At 43.7% G+C, this 26,210-nt stretch carries 19 protein-coding genes; 11 read left to right on the top strand and 8 right to left on the bottom strand.

Translation table 11 applies throughout. The features are described from left to right. The first annotated feature begins 47 nt into the window (after positions 1-47). From estB to FTU46_RS05305, 3 genes are all read left to right on the top strand, one after another. Positions 48-986 carry an esterase EstB gene (gene estB / locus FTU46_RS05315; protein ID WP_218945715.1) on the top strand — a complete coding sequence of 313 codons (939 nt, stop codon included), beginning with the start codon at positions 48-50 and terminating at the stop codon, positions 984-986. 13 nt (positions 987-999) lie between these two features. Further along, complete coding sequence (gene oxyR / locus FTU46_RS05310) at positions 1,000-1,908, top strand: LysR family transcriptional regulator OxyR (protein WP_005234587.1); 909 nt, start codon at positions 1,000-1,002, stop codon at positions 1,906-1,908. Between the two features lie 230 nt (positions 1,909-2,138). After that, the gene (locus FTU46_RS05305) at positions 2,139-2,735 is read left to right on the top strand and encodes a response regulator transcription factor (RefSeq protein ID WP_180104501.1); all 597 of its coding nucleotides are present in this window, start codon (positions 2,139-2,141) and stop codon (positions 2,733-2,735) included. A 48-nt stretch (positions 2,736-2,783) separates the two neighbouring features. Here the strand turns inward: FTU46_RS05305 and ppk1 are convergent, their stop codons facing one another. Together ppk1 and mtgA are read right to left on the bottom strand one after the other, a co-directional pair. Continuing rightward, positions 2,784-4,865 (bottom strand): polyphosphate kinase 1, encoded by a 2,082-nt coding sequence (gene ppk1 / locus FTU46_RS05300; protein ID WP_004783022.1) that lies wholly within the window; start codon positions 4,863-4,865, stop codon positions 2,784-2,786. A 111-nt stretch (positions 4,866-4,976) separates the two neighbouring features. Beyond that, complete coding sequence (gene mtgA / locus FTU46_RS05295) at positions 4,977-5,651, bottom strand: monofunctional biosynthetic peptidoglycan transglycosylase (RefSeq protein ID WP_180016784.1); 675 nt, start codon at positions 5,649-5,651, stop codon at positions 4,977-4,979. A 77-nt stretch (positions 5,652-5,728) separates the two neighbouring features. Between mtgA and FTU46_RS05290 the strand changes: the two genes are divergently transcribed. Then, the gene (locus FTU46_RS05290) at positions 5,729-6,559 is read left to right on the top strand and encodes a rhomboid family intramembrane serine protease (RefSeq protein WP_180053149.1); all 831 of its coding nucleotides are present in this window, start codon (positions 5,729-5,731) and stop codon (positions 6,557-6,559) included. A 3-nt stretch (positions 6,560-6,562) separates the two neighbouring features. Here the strand turns inward: FTU46_RS05290 and FTU46_RS05285 are convergent, their stop codons facing one another. Together FTU46_RS05285 and FTU46_RS05280 are read right to left on the bottom strand one after the other, a co-directional pair. Next, entirely contained in the window at positions 6,563-9,058 is a 2,496-nt protein-coding gene (locus tag FTU46_RS05285) for an ABC transporter permease (protein ID WP_180104500.1), read from the bottom strand. Between the two features lies 1 nt (position 9,059). After that, positions 9,060-9,785 carry an ABC transporter ATP-binding protein gene (locus tag FTU46_RS05280; RefSeq protein WP_180104499.1) on the bottom strand — a complete coding sequence of 242 codons (726 nt, stop codon included), beginning with the start codon at positions 9,783-9,785 and terminating at the stop codon, positions 9,060-9,062. Positions 9,786-9,796: 11 nt separating this feature from the next. On the opposite strand from FTU46_RS05280, the gene FTU46_RS05275 reads away from it, so the two are divergent. Further along, complete coding sequence (locus FTU46_RS05275; RefSeq protein ID WP_180104498.1) at positions 9,797-10,426, top strand: arylesterase; 630 nt, start codon at positions 9,797-9,799, stop codon at positions 10,424-10,426. 34 nt (positions 10,427-10,460) lie between these two features. Here the strand turns inward: FTU46_RS05275 and FTU46_RS05270 are convergent, their stop codons facing one another. After that, positions 10,461-11,075: a carbonic anhydrase gene (locus tag FTU46_RS05270; protein ID WP_004783034.1), complete on the bottom strand. Its 615-nt coding sequence runs from the start codon at positions 11,073-11,075 to the stop codon at positions 10,461-10,463. A 308-nt stretch (positions 11,076-11,383) separates the two neighbouring features. On the opposite strand from FTU46_RS05270, the gene FTU46_RS05265 reads away from it, so the two are divergent. Further along, positions 11,384-12,421 carry an alpha/beta fold hydrolase gene (locus FTU46_RS05265; protein ID WP_180104497.1) on the top strand — a complete coding sequence of 346 codons (1,038 nt, stop codon included), beginning with the start codon at positions 11,384-11,386 and terminating at the stop codon, positions 12,419-12,421. A 14-nt stretch (positions 12,422-12,435) separates the two neighbouring features. Next, complete coding sequence (locus tag FTU46_RS05260) at positions 12,436-13,443, top strand: hypothetical protein (RefSeq protein ID WP_180104496.1); 1,008 nt, start codon at positions 12,436-12,438, stop codon at positions 13,441-13,443. A gap of 39 nt (positions 13,444-13,482) precedes the next feature. Here the strand turns inward: FTU46_RS05260 and FTU46_RS05255 are convergent, their stop codons facing one another. Next, entirely contained in the window at positions 13,483-15,549 is a 2,067-nt protein-coding gene (locus tag FTU46_RS05255; protein WP_180104495.1) for a TonB-dependent receptor domain-containing protein, read from the bottom strand. A 176-nt stretch (positions 15,550-15,725) separates the two neighbouring features. Next, positions 15,726-16,364 carry a Fe-S biogenesis protein NfuA gene (nfuA, locus tag FTU46_RS05250; protein WP_004783039.1) on the bottom strand — a complete coding sequence of 213 codons (639 nt, stop codon included), beginning with the start codon at positions 16,362-16,364 and terminating at the stop codon, positions 15,726-15,728. Positions 16,365-16,522: 158 nt separating this feature from the next. Between nfuA and FTU46_RS05245 the strand changes: the two genes are divergently transcribed. The 3 genes from FTU46_RS05245 (at position 16,523) to FTU46_RS05235 (ending at position 19,910) form a co-directional block, all read left to right on the top strand. Further along, positions 16,523-17,140: a rhomboid family intramembrane serine protease gene (locus FTU46_RS05245; protein WP_004783040.1), complete on the top strand. Its 618-nt coding sequence runs from the start codon at positions 16,523-16,525 to the stop codon at positions 17,138-17,140. A 113-nt stretch (positions 17,141-17,253) separates the two neighbouring features. After that, positions 17,254-18,198: an ABC transporter substrate-binding protein gene (locus FTU46_RS05240; RefSeq protein ID WP_180104494.1), complete on the top strand. Its 945-nt coding sequence runs from the start codon at positions 17,254-17,256 to the stop codon at positions 18,196-18,198. Between the two features lie 167 nt (positions 18,199-18,365). Then, positions 18,366-19,910, top strand: a complete 1,545-nt coding sequence (locus tag FTU46_RS05235) for a hypothetical protein (RefSeq protein ID WP_180104493.1) — start codon at positions 18,366-18,368, stop codon at positions 19,908-19,910. Positions 19,911-20,277: 367 nt separating this feature from the next. Here FTU46_RS05235 and FTU46_RS05230 read toward each other — a convergent pair whose 3' ends face one another. Next, positions 20,278-21,897: an inorganic phosphate transporter gene (locus FTU46_RS05230; RefSeq protein WP_034589959.1), complete on the bottom strand. Its 1,620-nt coding sequence runs from the start codon at positions 21,895-21,897 to the stop codon at positions 20,278-20,280. 516 nt (positions 21,898-22,413) lie between these two features. Between FTU46_RS05230 and metH the strand changes: the two genes are divergently transcribed. After that, positions 22,414-26,100 carry a methionine synthase gene (gene metH, locus FTU46_RS05225; RefSeq protein ID WP_180104492.1) on the top strand — a complete coding sequence of 1,229 codons (3,687 nt, stop codon included), beginning with the start codon at positions 22,414-22,416 and terminating at the stop codon, positions 26,098-26,100. The last annotated feature ends 110 nt before the right edge of the window (positions 26,101-26,210 follow it).

Genomic DNA, 26,210 nt, shown 5'->3' with positions numbered 1-26,210 from the left:
CAAAGGACATTTTTTAAGCGAAATGTCCTTTAATCAGGAAATACATCATGCACAGTGCCCTGCAGTTCAATCATTCTCCGTATACAGCTTTCATGCGTGAAACCAAGGCCGATCTTGGCAATGGCATCGAATTGCACGTGGAAGTCGGAGGAAATCCTGAACACCCGACCATTCTGCTGATTATGGGACTTGGGGCACAGATGCTATACTGGCCCGATTTCTTCTGTAAATCACTCATTGATCAGGGCTATCATCTGGTGCGTTTTGACAACCGGGATATTGGTTTATCTTCCAAGATTCACCATAAAGGGCCTCGCTTAAACACCTTAAAAATGATGAGCCGTTTTGTACTGGGTTTAGGCAATCAGGGCGCGCCTTATACGCTGTACGATATGGCAGATGATGTACATCTTCTGATTGAAAAAATGGGACTGGGTCAGGTCTATGTGCTCGGTGCCTCTATGGGCGGCATGATTGCCCAGATTCTGGCCGCACGTTATCCTGACAAAGTTAAAAAAATGGGCTTACTGTTTACCAGTAATAACCAGCCACTGTTACCCCCGCCTTTTCCAAAGCAACTCTTTAGTTTAATTGACAAACCCGCTTCCACAGATGAAGATGGCATTGTCGATCATAGCTTGAAGCTGTTTAATATTATTGGCTCACCGGGTTATGTGAATCATCTGGAAGCGATTCAGACCGCCCGTAAGTTATATAAGCGAAGTTACCATCCAGCGGGTGTACTTCAACAGTTTTTAGCAATATTATGTACGGGTTCATTGCTGCAACTGGACAAGCAAATCCAACAAGAGACCCTGGTGGTTCATGGTGCTCGTGACAGATTGCTGCCTCCTAGTCATGGTAAGGCTGTTGCAAAAGCAATTTCAGGGGCTAAATTTGAATTAATTGATGGAATGGGGCATGATATCCCTCCGCATTTTATTCCATATCTTAGCGAATTATTTGCTGATCATTTTAAATCATAAACATTAGGACACTATGGCTGCATTACCATCCCTAAGACAGCTGTCATACCTCGTAACACTGTCTGAGACGCTGCATTTTACAGAAGCTGCTCGCCGCTCATTTGTTACCCAGTCAACTTTGTCTGGCGGTATTATGGAGCTGGAGCGTTTACTCGGTGGCGTTCTTGTTGAACGCGATCGCCAGAATGTACGTTTAACGCCGCTTGGTGAACAAGTGGTTGCACGTGCCCGTGTTCTACTGGCTGATGCTCAGGACTTAATGCGTTTAAGTCGTGAAATGAGTGAACCATTAACCGGTGATCTGCATCTTGGCGTTATTCCAACCATTGCCCCTTTCATCCTGTCGCAATTTCTGGATGAAGTGCATCAGCAGCTACCGAAAATCCAGCTACATTTACATGAAGCTCAAAGTGAGAAAATTGTAGAGAAACTGGAGCATGGTAATCTGGATATGGTGGTGCTAGCGCTGCCTTTCGATACCCGTAGCCTGAAAGTTGCTGAAATTGCCAAAGAGAATCTGTATCTGGTACATCACAAATCTGACCAGAATGCGGCTCAAGCCAAATCTCTGGAAGATCTGGACCTGTCTCGCCTGATGCTGCTTGAAGAAGGTCATTGCTTGCGTGATCATGCATTGAGTGCCTGCCCGATTGGTGAGCGTAAAAATGATCACCGCCTGAAAGCAAGTTCATTACCGACGTTAATTGAAATGGTGTCTGCTGATCTTGGTTTCACCCTGTTGCCAGAAATTGCGCTGCATACCAATATGATCAAAGCCAATCCGGATCTGCGCATCAATCCAATCAACGCAGCACCAAGCCGTACTCTGGCACTGGTCACTCGTAAGAGCACACCGCTACAAAGCGAATTCGATGTGTTATTACAAATTTTGCAAAAAATTACTGCTCACGATGCAGCTTAATTAAGCCCTAATAAAAAAGGAGCACTTAGATTGCTCCTTTTTTATTGCCTACGTCTTCTGATAAATTTAATTTTTATAAATTCAGTCAATTAAAATGATTCAAAACCAATTTTTAAACTTTAACTATTTATAATATATAAAAATTAAATCCCTATTTCTTGGGATTGGCATTGATAATAATTTAAGCCAAAATACATCTGTATATTAATTACTCTCAGGATAAGATTTCTTTGGCCTCATTTTTGCCCGCACCGGTATTATTGGTGCAACCTTATCCACCACCGCTCTCTTCCAATCTTGATCTTGCATTGCTACAGCTCGGTTATCAACCAGATATACTGTCCTATACCGATCATCTGTCTGCTCAATCCCATATTGAACAGTATCTTCCCAATCTAGTGTTATATGAGATTCATGAGAAAGTACAGCTTAAGAATTTTAATGTAATTCAAGCACGAATCCAGATTCCTCATCTGATTGCAGTTTTAGCTGATGATTCAGCTGAAATGATTAATTTACTCTTGTCATCTGGCGTGGATCGATATCTGATTGCATCGCATCCTGTTTCAAAAATAGTAGCGAGCCTGAAAATTATCCTACGCGGTGGTTCCGATTTACATCCTGAATTAGCCCGTTATTTAGTGAGTCAGGAAACAAAGATACATCTTTTAAATCAGACTGAAGTACAGATGTTAAAGTATTTCAGCCAAGACCTGACTTTGGCCGAAATTCAAAACAGATTAAGTCTGCACGATTACCAGATTTATGCTGCTATTCGCAAAATCTATCAAAAACTCGCGAATCCATTTATCCATTCTCAAAATTAACAAAATATAAAAAAGGCTGAATTATCAGCCTTTTTAGTTTGCATAGAGTTATTTAAAGGTTTCTAACAAGGTACGCTGTGCATTATGCGGTTGTTCACCTTCTGCAACTTGGGCACGCACCCAGGTTCCATCTCCTTGTAACAACCAGGCCTGCTGATTGTCTTTCAGGTAATTTAATAAACCTTGCTGGTAAATGCGTTTCTTTAATGCTTCGTCTTCAATCGGGAAACAAGCTTCTACACGATTAAACAGGTTGCGGTCCATCCAGTCCGCGCTTGAGCAATAAATCCGAGAATTACCATTATTGCTAAAATAAAACACGCGTGTATGTTCAAGGAAACGGCCGACGATTGAACGTACCCGGATATTCTCTGAAAGTCCCGGTAAGCCTGGACGCAGACAGCAAATCGAGCGGATAATTAGGTCTATCTGTACACCTGCTTGAGAAGCTTCATACAGTTTATTGATCAGTTGCAGCTCAGTTAAAGCATTGACCTTCACGATGATCTGGGCTTTCTTGCCCGCTTTGGCATTGGCTATTTCATTATCAATATAGTTGATGAGCTGGGCATGCAAGGTAAATGGAGCATGGAGCAGCTTTTTCAGCTTGGCCATTTTCCCCATTCCGGTCAATTCCTGAAAGATACGATGCACATCTTCACACAGATCCTTGTCCGTGGTTAAGAGACCATAGTCGGTATAAATTCGCGCATTGCCGGCATGATAATTCCCGGTACCCAGATGTACATAACGCACCAGCTTGTTATTTTCTCGGCGTACCACCAGAATCATTTTGGCATGGGTTTTATAGCCGACAATGCCATAGACCACGACAGCACCCGCTTCTTGCAGCACATTAGCAACTGCAATATTGGATTCTTCATCAAAACGTGCACGCAGCTCGATGACTGCAGTCACTTCCTTACCGTTACGGGCCGCCTCTGCCAGCACCTGCACGATCTCGGAATCTGGACCACTGCGGTACAGTGTCTGCTTGATCGCCAGCACCTGAGGGTCTCGTGCCGCTTCACGTAACAGCGTAATCACTGGAGCAAAAGATTCAAATGGATGATGTAGCAAAATATCCTGCTTCTGCATGGCACTGAAAACATTTTCAGATTTTTTCAGTACTTTAGGCAGAATTGGCGTATGTGAATCATAACGTAAATGTGGACGTTTGAAGTTGGAAAGTAACCGCGCCAGATTAACCGGTCCTGCCACTTTATAGAGCTGTTCTTCATCCAGATCAAATTCTTCCAGCAGATATTCATAAATATGCTGCGGACAATTTTCAGTCACTTCCAGACGGACTGCACGACCAAAACGGCGTGAACTCAGTTCACCTTTTAAGGCTTTGGCCAGGTCTTCAACATCTTCATTTAAGGCTAGATCGGCATTCCGGGTGACACGGAATTGGTAACATCCCGTCGCGGTCATGCCCGGGAACAGATCAGACACATGTTCATGAATGATGGCGGATAACATCACATGATGTTCTTTACCATCAGTCAGTTCATCCGGTAAACGCACAACACGTGGCAATGAACGTGGCGCAGGAACAACCGCAAGATCAATCTGACGGCCAAAGGCATCTTTCCCTTCGAGCGTCACAATAAAATTCAGGGATTTATTCACCAGACGTGGGAATGGATGTGCCGGATCAAGGCTAATAGGCGTAAGAACTGGAGCAACCTGTTCCTGAAAATATTTTTTCACCCAGGCCGATTGTGCCGGTGTTAGCTCTCCACGGCGCAAGAAGCAGATATCTTCCTCACGCAGTTTAGGCAAAATCTCTTCATTTAAAATACGGTACTGACGTTCAATGGCGGCATGTGCAGTTTCGGCAATCTGCTCTAATACTTGTTTTGGCGTCAAACCATCTGGACTGCGGCTTTCATTGCCCAAATCCAGTTGTTCCATGACGCCAGCCACACGAATTTCAAAAAACTCATCTAAATTACGTGAAAAGATCAGTAGAAAATTCATGCGTTCCAGCAAAGGATGCAGAGGATCAACCGCCTGTTCCAGCACTCGCAAATGGAAATCCAGAATAGACAGTTCACGATTAATGTAACGATCATTATAAGTATATTCGGTTGGTACCGAAGTCGTACTGGCTGCCGTATTCATATCAAACCTACGCTATTTTCAAGTCTTGCTTATTGCTTTTAGTATGCTTCAAATTAATGACATTTTCATAAAAAAAGCCCAAATATTTGGGCTTTATCTTGATATTTTTATTTAAGGGATTTCGGCATAGCGCATATAACGCTGAATCATACGTTTACGTGCTTTTAGGGCTGATGCATTACGATGATCTTCAAAATATTTTGGATTGGTGAGAATCGCTGCCAGGAAGATGGCCTGATCACGAGTCAGGCGCTCTGCAGTCTTACCAAAATAATGTTTGGCTGCCGCTTCTGCTCCATAGATATTGTCTCCAAACTCAATCGAATTTAAATACACTTCCAGAATACGCTCTTTAGACCACATGCGTTCCATCATCCAGGTCGCGACAGCTTCCTGACCTTTACGCAGGAATGAACGCTTGTTGACGAGGAACAGGTTTTTAGCCAGCTGCTGGGAAATGGTTGACCCTCCTGCCACAACACGGCCTTCATTCTTGTTACGGCTGAGTGCAGTCTGAATACCATCCCAGTCAAAGCCATGATGGTGCATGAATTTTCCATCTTCTGCCGTCACTACCGCCTGCTTGAGATTGGTACTGATTTCATCATAAGGGCGCCACTGATGTTGAATGGGCTTGGAGGGTTCAGTCCAATAATCGATCCGCATCATCATGGTGGTATTCACTGGATTGGTTCGCCACCAGGCTAAACTTGCAAAAATCCACAGTTGAACAAGTAGAATCACACTGACAATCACGAGAAGGGTGCGGGTCAGAAAGGCTTTCATGTCAGTGCGTTACTCCTGAAAATTCAATTTTTCGTGTTAAGCTTATTCGAAATATACAATCACAGCAAAAAAATAGCATGCCTGAATATTCTCCCCCAACAACACATCGCAAACTGGAAATGCAGCTCTGGTGGATGACCGCACTCCTGATCTGTATCAATGTCGGCCTGTTTGGCTGGCAGGTTCTGAATGGAATGGACATCACACAGCCAAGTTCTCCAGATGCCATTCGCTGGGGAGCAGATTATGCACCTTTAACGTATTTAGCGGAACCCATACGCCTGTTTAGTAGCATGTTTTTTCATTTTGGCTTAATTCACCTGATGTTGAATATGTGGGCACTGTATATTTTTGGTAGTGTCGCTGAACAAATTTTTGGCCGGATCTATTTTACAGGTCTTTATATTTGTGCCGGCCTGATGGGTAGCTTGCTCAGTGGCTATATGAGTATCCAGGACAGCTATGCCTTAATCGAAGGCGGTGTAGCCAATCCTGGCTTATTGCCGGGTGTTAGTGCGGGTGCTTCGGGTGCAGTCATGGGTCTCGGTGCCTCACTGACTGTTCTATCTTTACTGCCAATGTTGCCCCGTCAGCCTTTTATTCTGGATAAAAAAACGCTCGTAATGATCATGGGCCTTAACCTGGCGATGGGCTTTATGATCAGCGGAATTAACAATGCCGCACATATTGGCGGCATGATCATGGGGGCCGGACTAACAGCGCTCTGGTATCTTGGTCAGAAAATGCAGCGTGGCCGTTTGGTCAGTCTGGTTGCCTTACTGCTCGGCGTCGCTGCCTGTATCGTGCTGTATCAATATAATCTGGCTTTGCTTGAACCGATCCGCCCACTCTGGCAAGAGATTTTACAAATGCTACAACAGCAGTTGGCCGATCAACCTGCGAAATGAATCTTATTGATTCATCTCACGCAGGCTTTGTAAAGGTGGAATCTCGGAAAGATAACTCAGACGATAACGCCCGATCAGGGTACATAATACAGTCATAAACACAGGCAGGATAATCCAGATTTCCCAATGAGGCTGGATGATCAGATCCATCTTATAGCTGGCAATGGCGCTGATCACTTCTGCAAACAGACATGAAACAATACCGGCGAATAGTCCGATAAAACCGATTTCCAGACTCATCATGGTTTTCAGCTTCTGTTTGGAACTACCAAAAGACCGGAGCAAAGCCACTTCACGTTTACGTTCATCCATGAGCAGGTTTAGACAGGCCATCAGTACCAGAAAACCGGATACACTGACCAGCACAGCCAGAATGGTAATGATCTGTACCAGCACATTCACAATTCGTTTGATTTCTTCCAGAATCAGGCTGACATCAATAAATACCGTATTCGAAAAACGCTGAACCAGATTCACCAGTTTATCTTTGTCTGTTTCCGGTACATAGAAGCTGCCCAGATAACTGCCCGCATTGGCATCCATAGTATTCGGTGCAAAGATAAAGAAGAAGTTTGGACTAAAACTCTCCCACTCTACCGTTCTGAGATTCACCACTTTGGCTTCGAGTATGCCTTCAGGCAGGCTAAAGCTGAGCTTATCTCCCAGTTTGATGCCCAGCTCTTGTGCAGTATTGGCTTCGACCGAAACTTCACCCGGCTGTTTCAATCCTGCCTCCCCCTGAACAATCACATTATCCTGAGGATAGCGATCCGACTGGGTCAGATTCAGTTCACGTCTTAAGGTATTACTCTTTTTGACCAGTTCAGCAGCAAAAGGATGATCATTTTTCGCCACCAGACGCCCACGAATATTGGGATACAAGGGGGTACTTTTCCAGCCATTCTGTTCCAACTGAGCTTTTAAATCAGGCATGTCAAAAGGCGGTAGACCATAGACAAACTGGTTGGGTGTCCCTTCCGGTAACTGTTGCTGCCAGCGATCGAGCAGATCGGTACGTAGCACAGCCAGCACACTGATCAAGCTGAGTCCAAGGGCTAAAGCAGTAATTTGTAAAGCGGTCTGATACGGTGTCCGCACATAGGCAGATAGATTGAATTTCAGATTACGCAGCAGTTTTAAAATACTCCAGACCGTAAAATACAGTACGGCGCAAAGCAGAATAATGGCCCCAATCACCCAAGCTGTCAGCACGATATTTTCCGTTAAAATTACACTGAAAATAATCAGACTTAAGGTTCCGGTCAGTAACATCCACAACATCGAATGGACGGATTTTTCCTGCTGACGAATGACCCGAATTGGGGGAGTATTTAACAGCTGAAACAAACTCGGCATGACAAAGCCCAATAACACCACAGCACTGGTCAGCATGGCAATTGGCAATGGTCCCAGCAGCATCGCCGTAGCAGAAAACTCAAGCTGCAAGTTTGGAATCAGCTGTAGCATGAGTTGCAGCAAGCCATAACCTAATGCAACACCTATCACGCTACCAAGCAGCATGGCGATTAAAAGCACTAAACCCAGCAAAGCCAGATAAGCGGCCAGAATCTGATTTTTGGTCGCGCCAATACAACGCATCAGGGCAATATGATCCTGGTTCTGCTGTACATAGCGTTGTGCGGTTAAAGCAATGGCAATCCCGCATAATAAAATGGTGAGAATATTGGCCAGTTGCAGAAAAGTATCCAGATTGGCAATTGGTTTCATTAAACGGGTATTGCCTTCGCTGGCATTACGCAAGCGTAGACTGCCCTGCTGTTCCAGTTCTTGTCCCTCAACCTCAGCATCTGCTTCACCTGAAGTTCCATTTTCAGATTTTATCTTTTGCTTGAACCAGGTTTCATATTGCCGGGTATCGGCTGGATTACCCGCCATTAATAAGCGGTAATCAATCCGGCTACCGACCTGAATCGCATTGGTGCGCGCCACTTCTGACTGAGCAATAATCACAGTCGGTGAAAAGCCAGAAAAACCCAGCTCCTGATTCGAATCCTGCTCGATTTTTGCAGTAACCTTAAATTTGGCATCGGCGATATTCAGTTCATCACCCAGTTTGACCTTGAGCAGATCCATAGCCCGTGAACTCAGCCAGATTTCCCCCGCTTGGATTTTGTCTACTGCAGGTTGAACCCGTAGCTCTCCTCGCAATGGAAAAGCCTGATCAATGGCCTTAACATTGACCATGACAAACTGATCATTGGTATAAGCCATCGTACTGAAAAATGTGACTTCAGACTGCTGTAAATCCAGTTGCCTGGCCTGGTCACGCCATTCCTGGGCTAGCGGTTCATTATCAGACAACACCAGATCCCCCGCCAGCATTTCAGCTGCCTGTAAAGCAACGGCGTTCTGAATCTGTTCATTACTAAACTTCAGCGCCGTAGTGGCACTAATCGCTAAGGTTAGCGCGATGATTAGCAGATAAATCCCTGTCGTGTTAAAACTTTGTCTGAGTAAAGGACGAAACAGATGCTGCATATCAGCCTCCACTCGCATGTTCAATCAGCTGACCATTGACCAGTTCAAAATGACGCTGGCATTGTCGGGCCAGATCAGGATCATGGGTAACCAGAACCAGCGTGGTGCCTAATTCACGATTCAACTGAAAGAGCAGCTGTTCGATTTCTTGGGCAGTTTCCCCATCCAGATTACCTGTCGGTTCATCAGCAAAAATGATTTTGGGTTCACTGACCAATGCGCGGGCAATGGCGACACGTTGCTGCTCCCCACCCGAGAGCACTTTCGGTGTTTGCTGAGCCTGACGCTCTAATCCGACTTTTTGTAGCAATGCCAGCGCCTTTTGTTCGGCATCACTATATTTAAAATCTAGCTGTAAACGTAAAGGCAGCATGACATTTTCAAGTGCCGTAAGATGAGGTAAAAGCTGGAAAGACTGAAATACAAAGCCAATATTTTTTAGCCGGACTAAAGCACGCTGTTCTTCATTCAAGTTCGATACCAGCTCTCCACAAACCGTTAACTGCCCGGAACTGGCCTGATCCAAAGTGGCCAAAATGCCCAGTAAAGTCGATTTTCCTGAACCGGAACGTCCGGTAATGGCGACCTGTTCTCCAGTCAAAATTTCTAGCGAAAGATCTTCAAAAATAGTCAGTTGTTTTTGTGAAAGTTGTATCTTTTGTGTCAATTTCTGGGCAGAAATAATCGCTTGTGGCATGATGGTCGAATCGTTGCTGCTTTGAATCATACGTGTCCTATATGAAAGATCTAAATCAGAAAAATCGTGTATTGCCTTGCCTGGTATTCTTTGGACTATGCCTGATTCCTTTTAGTCTATCGGCAAAGACCATTATGATTGTGGGTGACAGTATAAGTGCTGGTTATGGCATGCAACCACAGCAAGGTTGGGTGCATTTATTACAAAAGCGTTTGGACCAACACTATCCGAAACAGCATAAAGTGGTCAATGCAAGTGTGAGCGGTGAAACCACCAGCGGTGCCTTGGCAAGGCTGCCAAAACTGCTACAGACGCACCGTCCAGATGTTGTGGTGATTGAGCTCGGCGGGAATGATGGCCTGCGTGGACAGCCACCCCAAATGATTCAAAAAAATTTAGCTGCTCTAGTACAGCAGAGCCAGAAAGCCAAGGCGAATGTGGTTGTTTTTGGAATGAAAATGCCGCCAAATTATGGTCAGGCATATAGCAAGGCTTTTGAAAATAACTATAAGGTGGTCAGTCAGCAGTATAAGGTGAAATTGCTCCCCTTCTTTATGCAAGGCGTCGCTGGCAATAAAAGCCTGATGCAACAGGATCAGATTCACCCTAATGCCAAAGCTCAAACTATTTTATTAAATAATGCTTATCCTTATATTAAAGGCGCCCTCTAAGGCGCCTTTAACTGAATTAAATCTTAAAATTTTCTTAGAAGTCAAAGAAAGTTACTTCACCGGTTTCAAGTGAATATTCTGCACCAATCACCTGTAGCTTACCTTTAGCAATCAGGCTTTCCAGAACTGCAGAACCATGACGTAATTGATTTACTGAAGCAAATACATTGGAACGGACTGCATGTTTAGATAGTTTATTCAGGTCATCTTTCAGTTCAGTCTGCATTAGAATTTCAACTGATGGACGTACACGGTTCACGATTGACATCAGATTTGCAGATGGCGGCGTTGCTGGATTGGTTAATGCTTCAATTGTTGAATGAATAGCGCCACAATGTGTATGACCCAAGACAATCACAATCGGACAACCAAAGCTTTCTGCTGCGAACTCGACACTGCCGACTTGAGACGGTGCAACAATATTACCTGCTACCCGAATGACAAACAGATCACCCAGACCCTGGTCAAAGACCATTTCTGCAGGTACACGTGAATCTGAACATCCTAAAACAATAGCAAATGGTTCCTGACTTTCTGCCATTTCAGCACGTTGCTGATGCGATAATAATTTTAAATGCTGCGTTTCACCATTGACAAAGCGCTGGTTACCCTTTTTAAGACGATCTATAGCTTCCTGAGCTGTGAGCATTCTTTTTTACCATCGATGTTTTTAGTGGGAATATCTTACTGCTAGATTTTTTGAATGTCACTTGCAAAAAAAATTAGCTGTAAAATTTTTAGCGCTTTGATGATTTCTTGTTCTGATAATTTTTCTGTGAAGTTCATCACGTTTTTTGGGCAGTTTTTCTGCTCAAGCTAATAATTAACAGATGTACAATATTAAGGAATGCTTTAAAATAAGTGAAAGATTACGATTTGATTCATCTATAAATTGCAAATCGATAACACGGAAGTATTTTGAGCGTTTTTGCTCAGTTTTTTCAGGGGACAGTGCTAATGAAGAAAATAATAAAATTGCGCTCAAAAATTATCTATTCCACTTTAGTCGCTTTGGGTCTTAGCCTATCTAGCCTGAGCCATAGCCAATATCTGTTTACGCCGCCGAAAACCAAGTCTGCCGAAGTTTTACAGCTGTATCTGAGCCAGCAACGCATCCAGGCGGGTCTACAATCCAAAACCTTAAAAATCGGTGATGTGACCTGGAGTTATAGCGAAGGTGGTGCAAAAAACAAACCCTCGATTATCCTGATTCATGGTCTGGCAGGCACACGCGACAACTGGAACCGCGTCGCCCAGTTTTTGACGCCCTATTATCATGTCATCATTCCAGATTTGCCGAGCAATGGCGATACCCGGGTTCCAGCAGATTTTGACTTGTCTGTCCCCAATGTCACTTCGCAATTACGTACCTTTGTCGAAACCCTGAAGATTGAAAAAAATCTGCATGTCGCTGGCCATTCTCTAGGCGGCTCAATTGCGACAGTTTATGCATCCCAATACCCTTTCGATACCCAAAGCCTGTTTCTAGTGAATAGTGCTGGCATCTATAAAATGGGCAATACACCTTATACCAAAGACCCGCATGCACTCAAAGACCTGATTGTCAGTAAACCGGGTGATCTGGAAGATGTCTCCAAACAGCTAATGCAGAATCCGCCAGCGATGCCTTATCAGCTTAGACATGCACAAGAAAAATTGCTGATTGCCCGTTCTGAGCAAACCAGCAAATCGATTGATCAGGTGGTGATGCTTAACCGGTTGTATACGCCTGATACCTTTGCCCGTCTGACCCGTACAGTAGAAGCACCTACCTTGATTCTATGGGGCAAACAGGACCGGATTATTAATGTCGAAGTGGTGAAAGAGTTATATTCTTTATTAAAACGTGCTGAAACTCCGGTAATTTTAAATAATGTCGGTCATATGCCGATTCTGGAAGCAGAAAAACAGGTCGCCCAACATTATTTGCCTTTCCTGGCCAAGACACAGACCCTAAAAAATCCACTTGCTGATAAACTCATTCCTTTCAATTAAGTTTCAGAGAAGTTATGCAGAAACACCCGATGATTGAGCAGTTGATTGATGCTCAACTTGATTTTCTTGATCAGGTATTTTCTCAATCTGAAACCATTCAAAGCGAGTTTCATGAGTTTTATCTCTGGTTGCGCAAGCAGACCCTAAAAGATCTGTGGAGCTGTGAACTGATCAATCAGCTGCTACAAAAGCAGATTCTGGATACTGCTGCCAGCTCTTTTCTGATTGAGCAGATTGCTGAACATATCCGTTTTGCACTGGTCCATCCGGCCAATGATACAACCAAAATCGCCGATGTCATTCCGGTACTGACCATAGATAAAATTGCACAATATGTGGCTAGCAAAAGTGGTCACCGTCAGCGCCTGATCAAAGCGGTGGTGAATAATCCTGCTTTTTCAGCCATGATTACGCAACTGATCCAGCATTCGATTCAGGATTATCTGGATAATTCTGTAATTGCCAAGAGTGTTCCAGGCGTTTCCCGTTTCATGAAAATGGGAAAATCTGTACTGGAAAATGTCACTGATACCAGTCTGGACAATACAGTTGCCCGTTATCTGCAAAAAAATATTTTAAAACTTAGCCAGATGAGTGAGCATGTGCTGAACCAGCACTTTGATGATGACAAGCTGTACCATTTTCAAGCCAATCTTTGGCATAAGATCAAAGACATGCCGCTTTCCGTACTCAAGAACTATATTGAAACCCAGGATCTGAACCAGACGGTGAGTTTAGGGCACGAGATCTGGGATCATATGCGCCAGACGGAATATATGCAGCAGCAACTGCATGACGGGATTTATACTTGGTATGTACGTAATCAGGAACATACTTTTGATCAGTTATTACGAGATCTGAATATTGATGAAGCATTGATTCAACATGAACTGAATGAATTGCTGACACCGATTATTCAGCAGATGATTCATCAGGGCTATTTGCGTGCACGTGCCCATGCCTATCTGGAAAAATTCTATTATGCTGAAAATACTTTAAAAATTTTAAAGATTGAAGACTAAAAAAAGCCGCTAGAAAGCGGCTTTTTTTATTAGGTATTTTTAGAATTTTGCATTCAAGCTGATACCGTAACGACGACCATCCAAAAGCTGATCACCATCAATATCTTCAGCTTTTTCATCAAGAACGTTATATACACCAAATTTACCTGTTAAGTTCGGACTAAATTTATAGTTAAAACCCACATCTACAAACTGATAACCTGGATTTGGTTCAGCCATCGAAGTACGGCTCAGGTAAGCTGAGGTTTCAGAACGATAGTGCAAACGGCTCCATACATTCAGCGCATCATTTAAATCATAATCCACGCCAATATTAAACATATGTTCCGGCATCTGGTTCAGTGGCTGACCTTTAAAATCACCTGATTTAAACTCTGAATCGGTATAGGTATAGTTGGCAGTTAAAGTCGTGTAATCATTCAGGTCAGCTTCTACAGTTGCTTCTACACCGCGAATTTCTGCTTTATCGACGTTAATCCGCTCACTGATAAAGTAGAATGGAATATCCCCTTCGAAACAGCTCCAGCTCTGCCAGTTATTACGGTTTGTGGTTGTACCATCAGTATCTGTTTCACAGGCACGAACTTCCGTAATCCGGTCTTCATATTTGGTGATAAAGCCCGTAAGTGATGTATTGATATAATCATTTTTCCAGTTAAAACCTAATTCAGTCGATACGCTTGATTCAGGTTCCAAGTCTGGATTGGCACGGATAATGCCACGACCTGTCGGTAATGGCGAACCGCCACCACCCGTTACGCTATAGAAGCCTTCAGTAGCTGCACGGATATCAGGCTGTTTATAACCAGTTGCTACACCGCCTTTTACAACGAAATTATCATTTACAGAATAGACGCCATAAAGTCGTGGTGATAAATGGCCGCTATAGTTTTCATCATGGTCATAACGTAGACCAGCCGTTAAGTCGAAACGATCCGTCATACTCCAAGTATCTTCGAGGAAGGCAGCAGCAGACCAGCGTGTAAGCTCACTAAATTCAGGCGCATTTGGATTACGGTTCGTTGCTTTATCGACTAGCTTTTCATCCTTGAAATATCCGCCGAAGGACAAGGTATGATCGCCTAATAACCAGTTCCACTGACTGTTCGCCGTCCAGGTATCCAGCGTGATTCCTTTAGTTCCCAGCTCGGTATTGCCACGATCCGGGTTCTTTGAATTTTCATATTGGATATAGGATGAGCTGTCCAAATTATCGCTATAACGGCCATTATGTGTCACTGAATAAACATTACGGTAATTACGCGAGAAAGAGTCTTCTGCCCCTTGAGCAGGCTCTACCGTTTTTCCTACCGATGTCGTCGATTCCTGCTGCACAAAATTGGCTTCAAGCTGTACATCATGATCATCATTAATGGCATAGGTCAGACGTGAATTTAAGCTTTCACGTTCTGTTCCACGGAAACCACCCACATAATTATCTTCTTTACGTTCTTGTTTATTAACTGCCAGTTGCAAGCCAAGCTTATCTACAATTAGAGGACCTGTCAGATAGGCAGAACCATTTTTGATGTCACCTGAACGGTTACTGTCCTGAACGATGGTTCCTAATTCAACATTCCCAGACCATTCATCCGATACTTTTTTGGTAATGATATTGACTACCCCACCCATCGCATCTGAACCGTATAGCGTTGAAGCAGGCCCACGGATAATTTCAATACGCTCAATGGCAGCAATCGGTGGCAGAATATTTTTTTCAAAACCGCCATCATCACCATTCGGGTTCACATCCTTGCCATATTGACGTTTACCATCTACCAGGAACAAAGTGTAGTTTGAGCTCATCCCGCGGATACTAATGGTTTGTGCCGATCCCGCACCCGAAACCACCACCCCTGGGGCATTACGCAGTACATCCGTAATATCGTTATATTCGCGTTTATCTAATTCTTCACGATCAATTACTGTAATGGATGCTGGCGCTTTAGCAAGATCCTGCTCATAGCCTGTTGCAGTCACCACAATCGTTTGCAGTTTTGTTGCTTCAGCTTGCGGAACAGCTGTTTCTTCTACTGCAAATGTATTACCCGTCATCGCTGTAAATACAGCAAAAGCTATAGTCGATTTTATGAATGGCTTAGTCATGCTTTATACGCCCCAAAGTCATTTTGATGAAGAAATCATGTTGAAATTGTCACGCATTGTATCAAATGTAACTATAAATACAATTAGTATTGATAATTATTATCATTATTAAATTTAGATAAAAAAATACCCCGATCATTCGAGGTATTTCTTACAAGCTAAATTTTATTAGAGACTTATTTGAAATAAGCACCTTCAGCTTGGGTATGGTCAGTCTGGTCAACCACACGTGCCAACTCAGGAATGTGCTGTTTCAAGGTCGTTTCAACGCCTTGTTTTAAAGTCACATCAATTGCTGAACAACCCTGGCAACCACCACCAAATTTAAGAACCGCAGTTAAGCCATGCTCAGGATCTTCAACCACTTCGACCAGTGCACAGTTACCACCATGACCTGCAAGACCCGGGTTAATTTCTGACTGAAGCACATAAGTAATACGTTCTTCTACAGAGGCATCAGGACCCACACGTGGCACTTTAGAGTTTGGTGCACGGAAAGTCAGCTGACCACCAAAACGGTCTTTATTGTAGTCAATAACTGCATCTAGCAAGTATGGAATTGACGGAGAGTCAATATAGGCCGGAAAATCTGGATATTCCTGCTTATAGTCTGTAGGTACAACCTCATCAGGTGCACTATAAGCCATGCAACATTCAGCGCGCGGTGTACCCGGATTTTCTACAAACACACGTACGCCAATACCTGGTGTATTCTGTTTGTCCAATAGATCCTTTAAATACTCTTGTGCTGTCGGTGTAATCAAAAGATTTGGAATTTCTTCTGCAACCGGAGTGTTGCTGTTCTCAGTCGACATAACAATAATTTCCTCAAGCTGAAGCTGCTATTTTAACTGAAGATGTGGGGTAATTATAAAAATTCAACCAAAATTGTCGGATTTATTATAAAAGTCGCACTTTAGATTTGTTTTAATGGCATGATCATTGTCAAATAGATAGAACCAGAATTACTTATATGCTTGATTTACCTTTTAATCATACCGTCACTATTATTCTGATCACCTGTATTGTTTCTTTTATTGCTTTTTCAAAAGAAACGGTAATGAATCGTCTGATTTTCTGGCCGCCTGCCATGCAACGTGGTCAATATGACCGTTTCATTACCCATGGTTTTATCCATGCAGATGGCACGCATTTACTATTCAATATGATCACGCTGTTCTTTTTCGGCAGCATTATTGAAAGTTTTTATCGCCAGTATTTATATGATCTGGGCTTTATCCTGTTTTATCTAGGTGGTCTGGTTGCAGCGATTCTGCCAAGTTATCTGAAACATAAAAATGATGCGCGCTGGGCCAGCTTGGGTGCTTCCGGTGCAGTATCCGCGGTTCTGTTCGCTTATATTCTGTTTGAACCATGGAAGCTGATTTTCGTATTCTTTATTCCCGTACCTGCGATTATTTTTGCTGTTTTATATGTGGCCTATAGCATTTGGTCGGGCAAACGTGGCAACAGCAATATTAATCACAGTGCCCATCTTTGGGGTGCAGCTTATGGTGTGGTGATGACGATTATTCTGGAGCCACGACTTATTCCGCATTTCCTGAATAAATTGACTCAAATCCCCTTCTAAAGTTTTGAATGATTAAGGGATAGCAAATATCCCTTTTTTAATCATTCACATATGGAAATGATTTTCATTTCTACCAATTATGCTAATCTTGTCGCGAATTTAGAGGAATAAACATGAAATTTAAGACTTTAGCATTTGCCACAATATTAGGACTGACGACTTCCTTTACAGTTTCTGCACAGGTCACTTTCGACTATAAAGACCAAAATATTCAACTCAAAAAAAACCCGAAAAAGATCGCAGTATATGACCTTTCGGCACTGGATATCTTGAATACACTAGGGCTTGAAGCTCAGCTGGTGCCTTCTGCAAGCTTTGCAGGCAACTTAAGCAAATACCAGCAGGACAAATTCACCAAAGCTGGTTCTCTGTTTGAACCGGATCTCAATGTACTAAAAGCTGCTAAACCCGACCTGATTATTGTCGGTGGCCGTTCGGCTTCTAAAGCCGAGGCTGTGAAAGGTATTGCTCCGACTTTAGACCTTTCTCCAGATACTAGCCAATATATTGTCGATCTGACGGAACGTACCCATGTCTTGGCTCGTGCATTTGGTAAAGAGAAAATTGCTACTGAAAAGCTCGGTAAAATTGCAACGCTGCAGCAACAGCTTAAAAAGCAAACTGAAGACAAAACTGCACTGATGTTGTTTGCGGTTGGTGAAAACTTTATGCCACATGCAGAAAATGACCGTTTTGGCTTTGTTTATGAATTAGCAGGTTTTAAACCAGTCTTGGATCCATCTGAACAGTCTAATGCACCCCGTCCAGAAGCCGGCTCTCCGGAAGCATTGAAAGCAGCGGAGAAAAATGTTCAGCGTATTACAGCAGCCGTTGAGAAGAATCCGGATTACATCATTATCCTGGATCGTGGTGCAGTGAATACCCAGAAATATACCGCTCAGGATAATATTCAGAAACACCTTGCCCTAAAAAATGCCAAAGCCTTGGCAGAGAAAAAAGTGATCTATGTGAATGCTGATGCCTGGTACATCACTGGTGCAGGTTTGGACAATACCGCTTTCATGCTGGAAGAACTCATTAAAGGCACAGCGAATTAATTTTTAACCCATTAATAAAAAGGAAGCTTCAAGCTTCCTTTTTATTTGAAACATCTCGTAATAAATTAAGACTCAAGACTGGAATTTAATGCCAACCCAGGAAGCAACTTAGCAGCGATAATGTATACATCTGTATATTAATTGCTGTAAGTTGCGAGATATTTTGCATGTCCACTTCCCTAGACGGTCTTCAATTTCCCATTTCTGCTTCACAACAAAAACCAAGCACATCGAAAATCGGCCGTAACATTATTTCTGAAGCCTTAGCCGCAGTCGATCCTGTACATGCTACTGCAGCACAACAGGAAAAGAACTGGCGTAAGCAATATCCAGTACACTTTAAACATCTGGTTGAAGATGGATTACGCTCCGCAGGTGCAGCACTAAGTATTGCCAAGCAAGGTCTAGAAACTGCACATGCCAGCTTTGAGTTTTACCGTGATGGCCAGAAGCATCTACTAGAAGATGTGATGTCTCTCCCTGCGCAGAACCTGAATACTTTTCAACTGAAAGGCCAGTCTGAAAAAGCCCCAGAATGGTATGTGCCTTATCATGGCAAAAAACTGCAAGGACAAGCATTACTGGATCAGATCCAATCATGGGAAGAGCGTGGCATTGTCGAGCCAAGTCATGCCAATGCGCTACGTGAATGTATTGCTCATCCGGAATGGTTTGACCTATCCGATCGTACCACTGTTCTATTTGGTGCCGCTTCTGAAGCAGGTCCACTGACCTGGTTGTCGAAATGGAAAGCCAATATCGTCGCAATTGACCTGCCGAATACCCGTGTCTGGGGCAAGATTTTAGATACAGTGAGTCAAGGCAACGCTACTTTATATGCACCATCAGTTGAAGCCCTTCCTGCTGATACTTCACTGGAAGTTTTAAAAGAAAAACTCGGTGCCAACCTGCTCACCCAGATTCCTGAAATTGCTCAATGGCTGATTCAGTTTGAACAGGATTTAGACTTGGCGGCAATTGCCTATCTGGATGGTGAAAAGCACGTACGTGTTTCTATGGCGATGGATGCCATTATGAAATATGTTAGCAAGCAGAAAGCCAATACCAGCCTGATGTATATGTGCACCCCGACGGATGTATATGCAGTTCCAGAAGAAGTCGTTCAGGCTTCACAAAGCAAATACCAGCAGTTGTCGAAATTGGAAAGTACTTTAACCAAAGGCATTTCACTGATTTCACGCAAGCATTTTTTCCAGAAAAATAAGCAGGATCTGTTTAAGGTTGGCGATAAGTCTTATGGTGTTTGTGACTGTCTGGTCATTGAGCAAGGTCCGAACTATGCACTGGCTAAACGCATTCAGCAATGGCGTGCAACATTGGCTCGTGCCAACGGGCAGCAAGTGAGCATCAATATCGCTCCTTCGACCACAACTTACTCTGTGACCAAAAATCCACTGCTGAAAGCTGCGTTTAACGGTGCCAGCCTATTTGATGTAGAAGCTTTCGCACCTGAAACCACCAATGCGATTATGGCGGCATTGTGGATTCACGACCTACGTAATCCTGAATCTGTGGCCAATCCTGATATACAACTCAACCATCCCCTTGAGTTGATGATGTCAGGCGCAAATCATGGCGGTTTATGGCGTGTGGCTTATCTGGCACGTACTGCTCTGCCTTTTGCTGCGCTGTATGGTTTTGCAACGGATAAATTACCAAAGGGATTATTGGGTAAGAAGTTGAAGAAGTAATTCTTCTTAAATAGATAGATCTCTCTCCAAAGCAAGTTTTAAGGTAATACTCAAATATGGGTTAGTGAAAAAGTATTTTTACTTTACCCTCACCCCCTTGCGTAGCAATGTTACTCATCCCATAGGGAGAGGGTGTTTTCTTTGTGAAATTAATACTTCTTTTGGATCTTCAAGAAGATTCCCTCTCCTGAGCAAGCTTTAAAGCACTGCTTTTAAAGCGCAGCGCAAGTGAGGGTTAGGGAGGGTCATCTTTTATTTAAATCCCTCATCTCTTGCAGAAGAGGAGTACTCCTATCTTCCACAAGGAAATATAAAAATCACCCATAAAAAAACGCTGCCTAAGCAGCATTTTTTACATCGAATCTTCTTAGAAAACTTTCAGAAGAATCCAGTACAAACCACCTGATAAACAGATCGTTGCTGGCAGTGTAAATACCCAGGCAGACAGAATTGATTTGACCATTTTAAAGTTTAGGCCCGACTTGTTCGCCACCATGGTACCTGCAACTGCAGAGTTCAGGACATGAGTGGTAGATACTGGCATACCAAAGCCATCAGCAGCAGCGATCGTAGACATGGCTACCAGTTCGGCAGACATCCCCTGACCATAAGTCATGTGCTCTTTACCGATCCGCTCACCGACAGTTACGACAATTCGTTTCCAACCCACCATGGTACCTAAACCCAATGCCAAGGCTGTTGCCACTTTCACCCAGGTCGGAATGTATTGCAGGAATGAATCCAAGTTGTCTCGATACTCATCAACGGTTTTTTCCTGAGCCTCGCTCATTGCCGGTAAAGCTTCTGCTTTGTCCAGACGTTTAAATGCTGTGGTGCTCAGGTACATGTCGTTACGGAATTCTGAAACTTGTGTTTCTGGGACATCTTTAATATTGCTGTAGCTACCGACTTTATCACCCAAATGATCTGTCAGGCTTGCCAGTGCAGGAACAACCTCAGCATTCAATTCTTTGGTTTGAATGTAGGTCGTGATGATGGCACGTGCTTTTTCGTCCGGAATATCTTCATGCTGCGGATAAATCGCATCAGCCGTTTGCGCAGACAACTGACCAAAAGATTGGATATGTGCTGCATCCAGATTTTTGTTTAATGAATACGCCAAAGGTACACAGCCGATCAGGATCAGCATGATCAGACCCATACCTTTTTGACCGTCATTTGAACCATGTGCGAAGCTCACACCAGTACAGGTAAAGATCAGAATGGCACGAATCAGCGGTGGTGGTGGCTTATTGCCTTCAGGTGGCTTAAATAATTCAAGCTGTTTTCTAAAAATCTTTTTCACCAACAGGAATAGTACCCCAGCAAAAGCAAAACCGATCAAAGGTGAAAACAGCAATGCTTTACCAACTTTCAGCACCTGTTCCATATCCACACCAGAAGCACCACCACCTGAATTCAACAGGTAGTTCATGATACCTACCCCCAGAATCGAACCGATCAGGGTATGTGAACTGGAAGCGGGAATGCCAAGGAACCAGGTACCCAAATTCCAGAGAATCGCGGCAATCAGCATGGCAAAAACCATAGCGAAACCGGCACCTGTGCCGACATTCATAATCAGCTCGACAGGCAATAATGCAATGATCCCATATGCAACAGCACCACTGGCCACCATTACCCCAAGGAAATTACAAAAACCTGCCCACATGACTGCAACCGGTGCAGACAATGCATTGGTATAAATCACGGTCGCAACCGCATTGGCCGTGTCGTGAAAACCGTTGACGAATTCGAAGCCCAGCGCAATGAATAACGCCGTGCCTAAAAGAAGCATTGAATACAGACCGATCGGTGGGACATGAGCTAAATCTGAAGTCAATTGGAAGCCGATATAGATCAGCGTGGAGATAATTAGAGTCAGAAACACCGGCATAAAAAATTTCGGTGTGGGCACATGAACATTGGCCGGCTTATCAGAAGGCGACTGTTGTGCTGAACCTAAGGGAGTTTGATTAGAATTCATGCAAGCAGGAATAGAGGATTCAAGAATCCCCATATTGTTCAGTTAAATTGTGACAATTATATGACAAAGTGCTGTCATATAAACCAGTTTTTTAGACTTTCTCGTTGCCGTTTATCCTGTAACCACATGCTCTAAATTTTAAAAATATACAAATACAATCAATTATTTATTAAAAATAAAACGCTTGAATCGCCCAGCTTTATTCATGTTTTGCAATATATCTGATCATTCCTACCCGGCTGTCATATTTCCGAGCCTGTCATATTTGATTAAAGATTAGCTTTGTTATATGACACTCTGATGAAAGCTGCTTACATTTTATTTTCCAGTCGCACGCTTTTATCAAGAACTTTAATTTCCAGATTTCCATCTGTTTTCAACTTTCTATACCGGCTTGAGTTTCTTTATCAAATTTTCATATCAAGCATATCCAGCATTCTGTATAAGCGTTACAGAAAACTGCGCACTAATCTGTTAAGATTATTGCCGTTTTTGATGCTTACTGAGAAAGTTTGAATGTCCACACTTGCCACCCTAAAAGAACTTCTTGCCAAGAGAATTTTAATTATCGATGGTGCGATGGGTACCATGATCCAACGCCATAAATTGGAAGAAGCCGATTATCGTGGTGAGCGTTTTGCTGATTGGGCATACGACCTTAAAGGCAATAACGACTTACTTGTGCTGACTCAGCCACAGATTATTCAAGGCATTCATGAAGCATATCTTGAAGCTGGTGCCGATATTATTGAAACCAATACCTTTAATGGTACTCGTGTTTCAATGTCTGATTATCACATGGAAGATCTGGTTCCTGAGATCAACCGTGAAGCGGCGCGTCTTGCCAAAGAAGCCTGTGCAAAATACTCAACGCCTGAAAAACCACGTTTTGTGGCAGGTGTGATTGGGCCGACATCACGTACTACGTCGATTTCACCAAATGTAAATGACCCTGCTTTCCGTAATATCACTTTTGACGAATTGAAAGTGAATTACATCGAATCAACCAAGGCCTTGATTGAAGGTGGTGTTGATATCATCCTGATCGAAACCGTATTCGATACTTTAAACGCCAAAGCTGCCATCTTTGCAGTGAAAGAAGTGTTTAAAGAACTGGGCACTGAATTGCCAATCATGATCTCAGGTACGATTACTGACGCGTCTGGCCGTACCTTGACTGGTCAAACTGCGGAAGCGTTCTGGAACTCAATGCGTCATGCAGAACCGATCTCGATTGGTTTCAACTGTGCACTGGGTGCAGATGCAATGCGTCCACACGTAAAAACTGTGTCTGATGTGGCGGATACTTTTGTGTCTGCGCATCCTAATGCCGGCTTGCCAAATGCCTTCGGTGGTTATGATGAAACTCCAGAAGAAACTGCAGCTTTCATTAAAGAATTTGCTGAAAGTGGTCTAATCAACATCACCGGTGGTTGTTGTGGTACCACTCCCGATCACATCCGCGCGATTGCTCAAGCAGTTGAGGGTATTGCTCCGCGTCAGGTCCCTGAAATTGAACCAGCATGTCGCCTCAGTGGTTTAGAGCCATTTAACATCACCAAAGATTCATTGTTCGTGAACGTCGGTGAACGTACCAACGTCACCGGTTCGAAAAAATTCCTGCGTCTGATCAAAGAAGAAAACTTCGCTGAAGCACTAGATGTTGCCCGTCAACAGGTTGAAGCCGGTGCACAGATCATCGACATCAACATGGATGAAGGCATGCTCGATTCAGAAGGTGCGATGGTGCACTTCCTGAATCTGGTGGCATCTGAACCTGATATTTCTCGTGTGCCAATCATGATTGACTCATCAAAATGGGAAATCATTGAAGCTGGTCTGAAATGCGTGCAAGGTAAAGCGGTTGTTAACTCGATTTCCCTGAAAGAAGGTTATGACGAGTTTGTAGAACGTGCCCGCCTCTGCCGTCAGTACGGTGCAGCGGTGATTGTGATGGCATTCGATGAGAATGGTCAGGCAGATACAGCTGAACGTAAAAAACAAATCTGTAAGCGTTCTTATGACGTGCTGGTGAATGAAGTTGGCTTCCCGTCTGAAGACATTATCTTTGACCCGAACGTATTCGCTGTTGCAACCGGTATCGAAGAACACAACAATTATGCTGTAGATTTCATCGAAGCCACTGGCTGGATTAAACAGAACCTGCCAAATGCGATGATTTCTGGTGGTATCTCCAACGTATCGTTCTCATTCCGTGGTAATGAGCCGGTACGTGAAGCGATCCATGCGGTATTCCTGTACTACGGTATTCAGCAAGGTTTAACCATGGGTATTGTGAATGCTGGTCAGCTAGCAATTTACGATGACATCGACAAAGACCTGAAAGATGCGGTTGAAGATGTAATTCTGAACCGTAATCAGGGTGAAAGCGGCAATGAAGCCACTGAAAAACTGCTGGAAATAGCTGAAAAATACCGTGGTCAAGGTGGTGCACAAAAAGCGGAAGAAAACCTTGAATGGCGTAATGAAAGCGTTGAAAAGCGTCTTGAATATGCACTGGTTAAAGGTATTACCACTTACATCGACCAGGATACTGAAGAAGCTCGCCTGAAAGCTGTTCGTCCACTCGACGTAATCGAAGGCCCATTAATGGCCGGTATGAACGTAGTCGGTGACCTGTTCGGTGCCGGTAAGATGTTCCTGCCACAGGTAGTGAAATCTGCACGTGTCATGAAACAGGCCGTGGCCTGGTTGAACCCGTACATCGAAGCAGAAAAAACCCAAGGTGAAGCCAAAGGTAAAATCCTGATGGCGACCGTAAAAGGCGACGTACATGACATCGGTAAGAATATCGTAGGCGTGGTACTGGGCTGTAACGGTTATGACGTGGTTGATCTTGGTGTCATGGTGCCATGTGAAAAGATTCTGCAAACTGCGATTGACGAAAAAGTTGATATCATCGGTTTATCTGGTCTGATCACACCGTCTCTAGATGAAATGGTTTTCGTTGCCAAAGAAATGCAGCGTAAAGGCTTTAATATTCCATTGATGATTGGTGGTGCGACGACTTCTAAAGCGCATACTGCTGTGAAAATTGCTCCTCAATACCAGAATGATGGCGTGTACTACACAGCTGATGCATCTCGTGCTGTAGGTGTGGCAACTCAACTGCTATCTGCGGAAATGAAGCCAAAATTGGCAGCAGACTATGCAGCGGATTATGAAAAAATCCGTGTGCGTCTCGCCAACAAACAGCCGAAAGCTGCGAAGCTGTCTTATGCTGAATCGGTTGAAAATGGTTTCAAAATCGACTTCGACAAGAATGCACCCTTTAAACCAAACTTCATCGGTTCACAAACTTTCACCAACTATCCTTTAGAAACCTTGGTGGAATACTTTGACTGGACACCGTTCTTTATCTCATGGAGCCTTGCGGGTAAATTCCCGAAAATCCTAGAAGATGAAGTGGTGGGTGAAGCAGCTCGTGACCTTTATGCACAAGCGCAAGCGATGTTGAAAGATATCATCGAAAATAAACGTTTCGATGCGCGTGCGACGTTCAGCATCTACCCTGCAAATCGTACCGGCTCAGATACGGTTGCCGTGACTGATGAAGCTGGCAATATCACACATACATTCGAGCACTTGCGTCAGCAATCTGACAAAGTCACTGGTAAAGCGAATTACTCATTGGCTGACTTTATTGCGCCTAAAGATGTGGCTCAGGATTATCTGGGTGGCTTTACCGTTTCGATCTTCGGTGCGGAAGAATTGTCTCAGGAATATAAAGCCAAAGGTGATGACTATAATGCGATTATGGTTCAAGCCTTGGGTGACCGTTTTGCGGAAGCCTTTGCAGAGCATCTGCACCAGCGGATCCGTAAAGAGTTCTGGGGCTATCAGGCTGACGAAACTCTGGACAATGATGAATTGATCAAAGAGAAGTATATCGGCATCCGTCCTGCGCCGGGCTACCCTGCTTGTCCAGAACATTCTGAAAAAGCACCATTGTTTGACTGGTTAGGTACGACTGAGAAGATGGGTACTTACCTGACTTCTAGCTTTGCAATGTGGCCACCTTCATCAGTGAGCGGTTTCTACTATGCGAATCCTGAAACTGAATACTTTAATGTGGGCAAAATCTCTGGCGATCAGCTAGAAGATTATGCGAAGCGTAAAGGCTGGACACTGGATGAAGCGAAACGCTGGTTAGCGCCAAATCTGGATGATTCAGTGGTTTAATCCCCCTCGATCCCCCTTTGATAAAGGGGGAAGAATCCATTCTTATCGAATATAAAAAATCCCCTCGAGTGAGGGGATTTTTTTTGTTTTTAATCTCCCCTAACCCCTCT

Source organism: Acinetobacter sp. YH12108 (assembly GCF_013419055.1).
Classification (GTDB): domain Bacteria; phylum Pseudomonadota; class Gammaproteobacteria; order Pseudomonadales; family Moraxellaceae; genus Acinetobacter.
This window is presented reverse-complemented; position numbering and strand designations above follow the sequence as displayed.